The following is an 8,678-nucleotide window of genomic DNA, read 5'->3' on the forward strand; positions in this document are numbered from 1 at the left end:
ATCGGACAGGCGCCCGCGATCGAGGGAGATTGTGATCATGAAGCTGCTGCGAGTCGGTACGGCGGGAGCGGAGAGGCCCGCGCTGCTCGACGCCGAGGGGGCCCTGCGGGATCTGTCGGGGATCGTGGCGGACATCGACGGGGCTCTGCTCGCCGACGCCGCCGCACTCGGCCGGATCCGGGCCGCCGCAGACGCCGGGGAGCTGCCCGCGCTGGACGCGGCCGGGCTGCGCGTCGGGCCGCCGCTGGGCCGGATCGGGAAGATCGTGTGCATCGGCCTCAACTACCACGACCACGCCCGGGAGACGGGGGCCGAGCCGCCCGCCGAGCCCGTCATCTTCTTCAAGGCCGCGGACACGGTGGTCGGGCCGAACGACACCGTGCTCGTGCCGCGCGGGTCCGTGAAGACCGACTGGGAGGTGGAGCTGGCCGTCGTCATCGGCCGTACCGCCCGCTACGTCGAGTCGGCCGAGGCGGCGCTCGCGCACGTCGCGGGGTACACGGTGGCGCACGACGTCTCCGAGCGGGAGTTCCAGATCGAGCGGGGCGGGACCTGGGACAAGGGGAAGAACTGCGAGACGTTCAGCCCGCTGGGGCCGTGGCTGGTGACGGCGGACGAGGTTCCGGATCCGCAGAACCTGTCGCTGAGGCTGTGGGTCAACGGCGAGCTCAAGCAGGACGGGACCACCGCCGAGCAGATCTTCCCGGTCGCGGAAGTCGTGCGCTACGTCAGCCGGTTCATGACGCTGTACCCCGGTGACGTCATCAACACCGGTACGCCGGCGGGGGTCGCGCTCGGGCAGCCGGAGCCGAAGCCGTATCTGAGGGCGGGGGATGTCGTCGAGTTGGAGATCGAGGGACTCGGGCGTCAGCGCCAGGTGTTCAAGGACGCGTAGGCGCACCGCCGGGAGGGCCGGGGAACCGCGCGTGCTTCCTCGGCCGCGGGCCGTGCGGCCGGTCGCGCCCGCGCGGCGGAGCCGCATGTCGATAACGGCCCCGCGTCCCTTCGGGCGCCTTCGGTCACGCCAGCAGAGCCGCCAGCCTGCGCCATGCCTCCCTCGGCAGGTCGTCGCGCGAACCGCCGTCCACCACCTGGAGTGCCACGTGGTCCGCGCCCGCCTCGTGGAAGGCGGCCACACGGTCCCTGATCCGGTCCTCGTCGCCCCACGCGTACAGCGTGTCGATCAGGCGGTCGCTGCCGCCGGAGGCCAGGTCGTCCTCGGTGAAGCCGAGGCGCAGGAAGCTGTTGGTGTAGTTGGGGAGCGTCAGGTACAGGGCGAGGCTCGCACGGGCGAGCGCGCGGGCGCGGTCCGGGTCGGTCTCCAGGACGACCTTGAACTCCGGCGCCAGCAGGGCGGCTTGACCCAGGATCTCGCGGGCCCGGGCGGTGTGTTCGGGAGTGACCAGGTAGGGGACCGCGCCCGCGGCCCGGTCCCGGGACAGCTCCAGGGTCTTCGGGCCGAGGGCCGCGAGCACCCGGCGTCCGGCGGGGACCCCGGCCGCGTCCAGGGCGTCGAGGTAGGCGACCAGGGCCGAGTACGGCCGGCGGTACCGGTCGGCGAGCTTGGCGTGGCTCACCCCGAGTCCGAGCGCGAAGCGGCCGGGGTGGGCCTTGTCCACCTCGGCGTAGGCCGCGGCGCTCTCGTCGGCCCCGTACTGCCAGATGCTCTGGATGCTGGTGCCGACGGTGAGCCGCGAGGTCGACTCCAGCAGGGGTACGGCGTGGCCGGGGGCGCTGCTGCCGCCCAGCCAGGCCGCGCCGTATCCGAGTTCCTCAAGTTCGGCGGCCGCCTCGGCGATCTCGGTACGGCGGGCCGGGTTCTCCGAGCGCAGTCCTACGCTCCAGATGCCGTACCGGCCGACCGTTTCCCTCAGGGCGCTGCTCATCGGATCTGTTTCCCTCCGGCTGTCGGGCGTGTGGACAGTGCCAACCGGAGGGAGCCTCGAGTTAATCCCGCCGGTGACTACTGGGACGGCCGGCCCAGGAACTGCTCCAGCGCCTCCACCACGAAGCGGTGGTCCTGGAGTTGGGGCAGACCGGAGACGGTGACCGCCCCGATGATGCCCACGTTCTCCACGTTGACCGGGAACGACCCGCCGTGGGCCGCGTACACGTCGGGATCGAGGCGGGAGGCCTCCTCGAACGTCGTGCCCTTGGCCCGGAAGCGGGCGCCGACGAGGTAGGAGGCGGCGCCGAAGCGCTCCACCACGCGGCGCTTGCGGGCGATCCAGGCGTCGTTGTCGGGGGTGGATCCGGGCAGCGCGGCGTGGAAGAGCTGCTGGCCGGCCCGGTGGATGTCGATGGCCACGGGGGCCTGGCGCTCCCGGGCCAGTTCCACCAGGAGGGAGCCGAGGGCCCAGGCGTCGTCGTGGCTGAACTGCTGGAAGACCAGGCGCCGTTCCTGCGCCTCCAGCTCCTCGACGGACGGGGTGATCTCGGGGGCGAACTTCGGGGTGATCTTCGGGTGGTGCATCAGAGCGTCACCGCCACTCCGTCATGGGCGGAACGCCGTGCCGCCTCCAGTACGTCGAGGGTGGCGGCCGCCTCCAGCGCGGTCACCGGGTTGGGGCCTGCGCCGGTGAGGGCCGCGGCCACGGCCGCGTAGTAGGCCGGGTAGTCGCCGGGCAGGGTCGGTACGGGCTCGCCGCCGCCGGTCAGCGGGGACTCGCCGGAGCCCAGGCGGCCCCACAGGGACTCGGGCTCCGCGCCCCACTGCGGACCGGGGCGCAGCCCTTCCCGCAGCGCCGCCTCCTGCGGGTCCAGGCCGTACTTCACATAGCCCGCGCGCGAGCCGAGGACCCGGAAGCGCGGACCGAGCTGAGCGGCCGTGGCGGAGACGTAGAGGTGGGAGCGGACGCCGCTCGCGTGGGTGACGGCGATGAAGGTGTCGTCGTCGGTCTCCGCGCCGGGGCGGCGGATGTCGGCCTCGGCGTACACCTGGGTGGCGGGGCCGAACAGGACCAGCGCCTGGTCGACGACGTGGCTGCCGAGGTCGTACAGCAGACCTCCGATCTCTGAGGGATCGCCGGACTCGCGCCAGCCGCCCTTGGGCTGCGGCCGCCACCGTTCGAAGCGGGACTCGAACCGCCGAACGTCGCCCAGCTCGCCGTGGCTGACCAGCCTGCGGAGGGTCAGGAAGTCGTTGTCCCAGCGCCGGTTCTGGAAGACCGACAGCAGCAGGCCGCGCTCCTCGGCGAGGGCGGCGAGATCACGGGCCTCGGCGGCCGTGCCCGCGATCGGCTTGTCCACGACGACCGCGAGGCCCGCCTTCAGGGCGGCGGTCGCGACCGGGACGTGCGTCCTGTTCGGGGACGCGATGACGATCAGGTCCAGCTCGTCGGCGCGGTCGAACAGCTCGTCCGGGGCGGCGGCGATCCGGACGTCCGGGAACTCGGCGCGGGCCTGCTCCTGCCGCTCGGGGTTCGAGGTGACCACCGTGTCGAGGGCGAGGCCCTCGGTGGCCGCGATCAGCGGGGCATGGAAGACGGAACCCGCGAGGCCGTAGCCGACCAGGCCCACGCGGAGGGGTGTACCAGCAGTCATGCGTCCCACTTTCGCAACGCTGTTGCCAAAGTGCAAGCGGAGGGGACAATGGGTGGCGTGAACAGGACGAAGAGCGGGCCGGCCGGAGCGAATCTGCTCGCCGTGCGCAGCCACAACACCGCACTGGTGCTGGATCTGCTGCGCACGGCCGCCGCGGAGGGCATCAGCCGGCTCGAACTCGCCGAGCGGACCGGGCTGACCCCGCAGGCCGTCAGCAAGATCACCGCTCGGCTGCGGGAGGAGGGTTTCGCCGCGGAGGCGGGACGGCGGGCCTCCACCGGGGGCAAGCCGCGGACCGTCCTGCGGCTGGTGCCGGAGGCGGGGCACGCGGTGGGCGTGCATCTGGACCGGGACGAACTGCGGGCGGTGCTCTGCGATCTCACCGGCGAGGTGGTGGCCGAGACGCGGGTCGCCCTGGACCTGGGGGCCGGGGCCGAGGCGGTCGTCGAGGGCACGGCCCGGCAGGTGGAGGAGCTGGTGTCCGCCGGGGCGCGCGGGGCCGTGCTCGGCGTCGGTGTCGCCCTGCCCGGCCCCCTGGACCACGCGCACGGTGTGCTGCACCGCGTCACCGGGTTCCCCGAGTGGGACGGCTTCCCGCTGCGGGACGCGCTCGCCGGGCGGCTCGGGGCCCCCGTCGTGGTCGACAAGGACACCAACGCGGCCGCGCTCGGACTGGCCGTCGGCGGTGAGGGCGGATCGTTCGCGTATCTGCATCTCGGTACGGGGCTCGGCGCCGGTCTGGTGATCGGCGGGAGCGTGCACCGGGGAGCGCGCACCGGGGCGGGGGAGTTCGGCCACCAGGTCATTCAGCTCGACGGGCCGGTGTGCGAGTGCGGGGGGAGGGGCTGCATCGAGGCGCTGTGCCTCACCGCCGTGCGCCGTGGTGACACGGCGGAGGCGGCCCGGGTGCTGGGGGCGGGCGCCGCGAATCTGGTCGGGCTGCTCGACATCGACCTCGTACTGCTGGGCGGCCGCACGGTCGCCGCGGCACCCGAGGTCTTCGTGCGGGGCGTCGCCGGGGTGCTGGCCGAGCGTGCCCGGCGGGAGGGCGTCTACGGCGGGACGGTCCCCGTACGGGTCGCCTCCGGCGGAGTCGCGGAGGGCGCGGCCCAGCTGATGCTGGCCCCGGTGTTCGGCCGCGCGGACACCTGACCCCCGCGCACGGTGGAACCGGGCCCCGGCCGACGACTGCCGGAGGGTGGGGCGGGGTCACCGTGACCTCGCCGGGCCGCCCGGCAGCCGCCGTGTCACCGGTGTCCAGCCGGCCGTCCCGCCTGTCCCGGGCCGCTCCGACGGTCCCCGTGCCGCTGGGCGGCAGGCGCGACCGAGGGACCGCGCACCCGCAGCCGTCCTGCACAGCGACCTCGAGTCCCGGCAGCGGCTGGCATTCGGACCCGTGCGACAGGGCCTCGGGTCCCGTCTCGCGTGCCCCGCACGTGCGGCACCCGGGCGCCCGGCTCCGCGCGGAGTTCGCCGAGGAGGGCACCGGGCGTGCCGACGCGGCCGCCGGTGAGGGCGATGCCGCAGCGCGGACAGATCGCGGGACTCCTGCCGTTGTGCCACAGCGGCCCGGCCCGGTGCGCGGGCGCGGCGTACGTCCGGTCGACCCGGGCGGACTCCGAAACTCGGGTGGTCCGTGCCGGTCGCGCGTTGACTCGCCTCCCAGGGGCGTCGTGGGCCGATCGGGGGGATCCGGGGCGCCGTTCGTGGGCAGCGGCCGGGATGGCGGCGTCCGGTTTGCGAGGAGATCCGGATGGTTATGGGTTTATGCGATTGCGCACGCCCCTGCCTCTCTGTTCCCTCTGCCTCGCCGCGACCGCCGTGCTCGCCCCGGTGGCGCCCGCGGTCGCCCGTGCGGGCAATGACCCCAGCTGTGCCGGTGCGGACGACAAGGCGTTTCCGCTCACCGCCAAGATCCACGGCGGACCCGCCTCGTTCGAGCCCGGCGGCGGTTTCGGCACCTGGTACCTCGACCTCACCAACACCACCCGCATCACCTGCGCCGGTGTGCACCCGGTGGTCGTGCTCGTCGACGACAAGCGGGTCCTCCAGCCTTCGCAGCCCCAACTGGAGTTCTACGACGGGTCGCGCACCCGGCCCGTCCGCTTCGAGACCACCGACGAGCACGAACTCGTCGGGGTCTTGGACGGAAGCGGCTTCTCCGGCTTCAGCGTGGCCCCGGGCAGGGCGGTCACCGTCAAGCTCCGGCTCTCGATGACCTCGGACGCCTTACCGAACGAGATCACCGCCAACGCGGCCGTCGTGCAGCGGCACGACGCGGACGGCGACTGGATCGGCGAGTCGAACAGCTACCGGTTCAAGATCGGCGACGGAGGAGGCGGCGAGGAGTCCGCGTCCCCTCCGACCGGTGAGCCCGAGGCCACCGTCACCGCCAGTGTCACGGCCGAGGCGCCCACCCCCGCCCTCTCCGCCCCCGCCACCGCCTCCTCCGCCTCTCCGGAGTCCGGGCTCCCCTCCGCCGAGGAGAGCGGCGGCACCGATACGGACGAGGACACGGGCGAGGTCTTCGAAGCGGGTGAGGAAGGCGAGCGGGAGACCGACCGGGACGGCCGGTGGGAAGGCCGGCACGACTGGGCGTCCGGGCACGGGCCCCGCGCCGAGGAACTCGCGCATACCGGCTCCGGCGCGGCGCCCCGCCTCCTCGCCGCCGGGATGGCGCTGGCGGCCGGCTGCGCGGCCTTCCTGCTGGCCCGCAGCCGACGTCGCTGAGGTCGTGGACGGGGTCCGTACCCCGGGCCGGTCACCCCGTCCGCGACGGTCCCTGCGTGGACTACCCGAACGACCAGGCCCCCGGCGGCCCCGTTCGCTCCGGCATTCCCGAGCACGGGCGCACCCCGAAGTACTACCGCAGTACTACGCGGTCAAGGCGCAGACCGCCGCGCTGGTGGAGGAGCTCGGGCACGGCAGCACCATCCCCACCGGGCACGACCTGGCCGAGCGGTACGACGTCGCCCGCGAGACCGGGCGGCGGGCGGTGCGCGAGCCGGTGCTGGAGGGGCGGCTCAGGCGGCAGGGCCGGGGCACGGTCGTCGCGGGAGCCGAACCGGAGCAGCCGCGGTCCCCCGCCGGCTCCACGGAAGGGGCGAGGCGGCAGGGCGCACTCCCGGCCGTACGCTCGTCACCCTCGACCGGTTCCCCTGCCCGGCACCCCTCGCGGACGGGACCGGGCTGACCCGGGGCGGGCCCGTCCGGCATCCCGAGCGTGTGCCACGGGTCTGCCGGCGCTCGCCGCCGGCACCTGGGCCGCGTCGGCCGGCGCCACGCTGAGAAGACGTCACCGCCGTTCCCCCGGCGCGCTGTTCGTGCTCCCGGTCGCCGTGCCGTCGGCGGTGGCCGGACTGTCGGTCCTGGTGGCCTCCTCCAAGCCGCCGGTGCCGCCCAACGGCAGTCCCCGGATCGTGGCCCTCGCCCACACCGTGCTGGTCACCGCCTTCGCACAGTCGGATGGCGAATCGTGCGTGCGGTGGGGCCGACCGGCGTCTGCTCCCGGACGCAGACCGGCACGCCCCAGGTCCCGGCCGGTGCGACCTCGGTCCGCGTCCGCTGCCGTTGCACCGGCGGGAACAACCGGTGACCGGGTGATCGGCGGAGTGCGGATCACCCAGGTCCGACCAGGGTCAGGATCAGGCCGCTCTGACTAGGCTGGGGGCGTCGGTACGCCGTGGTTCCGGCCCCCGCTTCTTGACCGTACGCACGCAGGAGACGCAAGCACATGGCAGACCGCAAGCCGATCGAGTCGTGGCTCACCGACATGGACGGCGTCCTGATCCACGAGGGGGTCCCGATCCCCGGCGCCGACGCCTTCCTGAAGAAGCTGCGCGACTCCGGGCGGCCCTTCCTGGTGCTCACCAACAACTCCATCTACACCGCCCGTGACCTGCACGCCCGGCTGCGCCGGATGGGCCTGGACGTGCCGGTGGAGAACATCTGGACCTCCGCACTGGCCACCGCCCAGTTCCTGGACGACCAGCGGCCCGGCGGCAGCGCCTATGTCATAGGCGAGGCGGGCCTGACCACCGCGCTGCACGACGTCGGCTACATCCTCACCGACCACGACCCCGACTTCGTGATCCTCGGCGAGACCCGCACCTACTCCTTCGAGGCGCTGACCAAGGCCGTACGCCTGATCAACGGCGGCGCCCGGTTCATCGCCACCAACCCCGACAACGTCGGTCCCTCCACCGAGGGCGACCTGCCCGCCACCGGCTCGGTCGCCGCCCTGATCACCGCCGCGACCGGAAAGCAGCCGTACTTCGTCGGCAAGCCCAACCCGCTGATGATGCGGGCCGGACTCAACGCGATCGGCGCCCACTCCGAGACCTCCGCGATGATCGGCGACCGCATGGACACCGACATCCTCGCGGGCCTGGAGGCCGGGATGCGGACCTTCCTGGTGCTGACCGGCGTCACCCAGCCCCAGGACGTCGACCGCCACCCCTTCCGCCCGTCCCAGGTCGTCGACTCCATCGCGGACCTCGTCGACCTGGTCTGAGCAGGACTTTCAAACCCTGCCCCACCCGTATGGAGCAATCGCGCGCCTTCCGAGGATGCGGAGGCGCGCCTTGCGGGGGAGCCTCCCAGTATCTGGAGGTTCACGATGGGCTCACTACGTCTCACTCTCTGTACGGGAATCCTGGCCGCCGTCACGCTCATTCCCACGGCGCACGCGGCGGAGGGAGGCGGTGTCTCGGTGACCCCGTCGTCCCCCGCCCCCGGCGCCGACGTGGCCCTGCGCGTCAGCGGCTGCGGCGGGCGGACGGCCACGGCGGTCTCCGACGCCTTCGTCTCGGACATCACGCTCGCGGGCACCGACGGCACCCTCGCCGGGGAGAGCCGGATCCGCTCCTCGGCGACGCCGGGCCGCTACGACGTGCGCGTCTCCTGCGGTGGGGCGCGCGTCCAGGGCACGATCACGGTGGCCGCGGCCGGTTCCGGGGCCGAGGACCCGTCCGCCGGCCTCGCCTCCCCGGTCGCCCCCGTCCCCGCGGGCGGCGGCGGCACCGCGGACGACGGGACCCCGCCCGTCGCCACCGGGGTCCTCCACGCGGGCGAAACCGGCCCCCCCCCCCCCGGGGGGGGGGACGGCCCCCCCCGGCACCCCCCCGGCGCCCGCG

The 8,678-nt window shown here is 73.9% G+C and carries 8 protein-coding genes and 2 pseudogenes; 6 read left to right on the forward strand and 4 right to left on the reverse strand.

What is annotated here, in order from left to right; translation table 11 throughout:
- Positions 1-37: 37 nt before the first annotated feature.
- Entirely contained in the window at positions 38-895 is an 858-nt protein-coding gene (locus tag ACFW2E_RS07525) for a fumarylacetoacetate hydrolase family protein (protein ID WP_384462846.1), read from the forward strand.
- A 124-nt stretch (positions 896-1,019) separates the two neighbouring features.
- Here ACFW2E_RS07525 and ACFW2E_RS07530 read toward each other — a convergent pair whose 3' ends face one another.
- The 3 genes from ACFW2E_RS07530 to ACFW2E_RS07540 all read right to left on the reverse strand — a co-directional run bounded on the left by ACFW2E_RS07530 (position 1,020) and on the right by ACFW2E_RS07540 (position 3,543).
- Positions 1,020-1,886, reverse strand: coding sequence for an LLM class F420-dependent oxidoreductase (locus ACFW2E_RS07530; RefSeq protein WP_384462849.1), 867 nt, complete (start codon positions 1,884-1,886; stop codon positions 1,020-1,022).
- 77 nt (positions 1,887-1,963) lie between these two features.
- Positions 1,964-2,473: a heme-degrading domain-containing protein gene (locus tag ACFW2E_RS07535; RefSeq protein WP_384462852.1), complete on the reverse strand. Its 510-nt coding sequence runs from the start codon at positions 2,471-2,473 to the stop codon at positions 1,964-1,966.
- Positions 2,473-3,543 carry a Gfo/Idh/MocA family oxidoreductase gene (locus tag ACFW2E_RS07540; RefSeq protein ID WP_384462855.1) on the reverse strand — a complete coding sequence of 357 codons (1,071 nt, stop codon included), beginning with the start codon at positions 3,541-3,543 and terminating at the stop codon, positions 2,473-2,475. Before ACFW2E_RS07540 ends, ACFW2E_RS07535 begins: the two co-directional genes overlap by 1 nt.
- A 48-nt stretch (positions 3,544-3,591) precedes the next feature.
- Between ACFW2E_RS07540 and ACFW2E_RS07545 the strand changes: the two genes are divergently transcribed.
- The 3 genes and pseudogenes from ACFW2E_RS07545 to ACFW2E_RS07555 form a co-directional block, all read left to right on the forward strand.
- Positions 3,592-4,695, forward strand: coding sequence for an ROK family protein (locus ACFW2E_RS07545; RefSeq protein ID WP_384462858.1), 1,104 nt, complete (start codon positions 3,592-3,594; stop codon positions 4,693-4,695).
- 615 nt (positions 4,696-5,310) lie between these two features.
- Positions 5,311-6,273, forward strand: a complete 963-nt coding sequence (locus ACFW2E_RS07550) for a hypothetical protein (protein ID WP_384462861.1) — start codon at positions 5,311-5,313, stop codon at positions 6,271-6,273.
- A gap of 56 nt (positions 6,274-6,329) precedes the next feature.
- A pseudogene (locus tag ACFW2E_RS07555) lies at positions 6,330-6,771 on the forward strand (GntR family transcriptional regulator); the annotation flags it as partial.
- A 67-nt stretch (positions 6,772-6,838) separates the two neighbouring features.
- Here the strand turns inward: ACFW2E_RS07555 and ACFW2E_RS07560 are convergent.
- Positions 6,839-6,991, reverse strand: a complete 153-nt coding sequence (locus ACFW2E_RS07560) for a hypothetical protein (protein WP_384462864.1) — start codon at positions 6,989-6,991, stop codon at positions 6,839-6,841.
- 285 nt (positions 6,992-7,276) lie between these two features.
- Between ACFW2E_RS07560 and ACFW2E_RS07565 the strand changes: the two genes are divergently transcribed.
- Positions 7,277-8,056, forward strand: coding sequence for an HAD-IIA family hydrolase (locus tag ACFW2E_RS07565; RefSeq protein WP_384462867.1), 780 nt, complete (start codon positions 7,277-7,279; stop codon positions 8,054-8,056).
- Positions 8,057-8,161: 105 nt separating this feature from the next.
- A pseudogene (locus ACFW2E_RS07570) lies at positions 8,162-8,678 on the forward strand (hypothetical protein); the annotation flags it as partial.

Source organism: Streptomyces sp. NPDC058964, assembly GCF_042741275.1.
In the GTDB taxonomy this organism is placed as follows: Bacteria; Actinomycetota; Actinomycetes; order Streptomycetales; family Streptomycetaceae; genus Streptomyces.

Bases quoted from the DNA above. Each gene is read 5' to 3' on its own strand.
- ACFW2E_RS07525 (WP_384462846.1), top strand. From the start codon at position 38: ATGAAGCTGCTGCGAGTCGGTACGGCGGGAGCGGAGAGGCCCGCGCTG.
- ACFW2E_RS07530 (WP_384462849.1), bottom strand. From the start codon at position 1,886: ATGAGCAGCGCCCTGAGGGAAACGGTCGGCCGGTACGGCATCTGGAGC.
- ACFW2E_RS07535 (WP_384462852.1), bottom strand. From the start codon at position 2,473: ATGCACCACCCGAAGATCACCCCGAAGTTCGCCCCCGAGATCACCCCG.
- ACFW2E_RS07540 (WP_384462855.1), bottom strand. From the start codon at position 3,543: ATGACTGCTGGTACACCCCTCCGCGTGGGCCTGGTCGGCTACGGCCTC.
- ACFW2E_RS07545 (WP_384462858.1), top strand. From the start codon at position 3,592: ATGGGTGGCGTGAACAGGACGAAGAGCGGGCCGGCCGGAGCGAATCTG.
- ACFW2E_RS07550 (WP_384462861.1), top strand. From the start codon at position 5,311: ATGCGATTGCGCACGCCCCTGCCTCTCTGTTCCCTCTGCCTCGCCGCG.
- ACFW2E_RS07565 (WP_384462867.1), top strand. From the start codon at position 7,277: ATGGCAGACCGCAAGCCGATCGAGTCGTGGCTCACCGACATGGACGGC.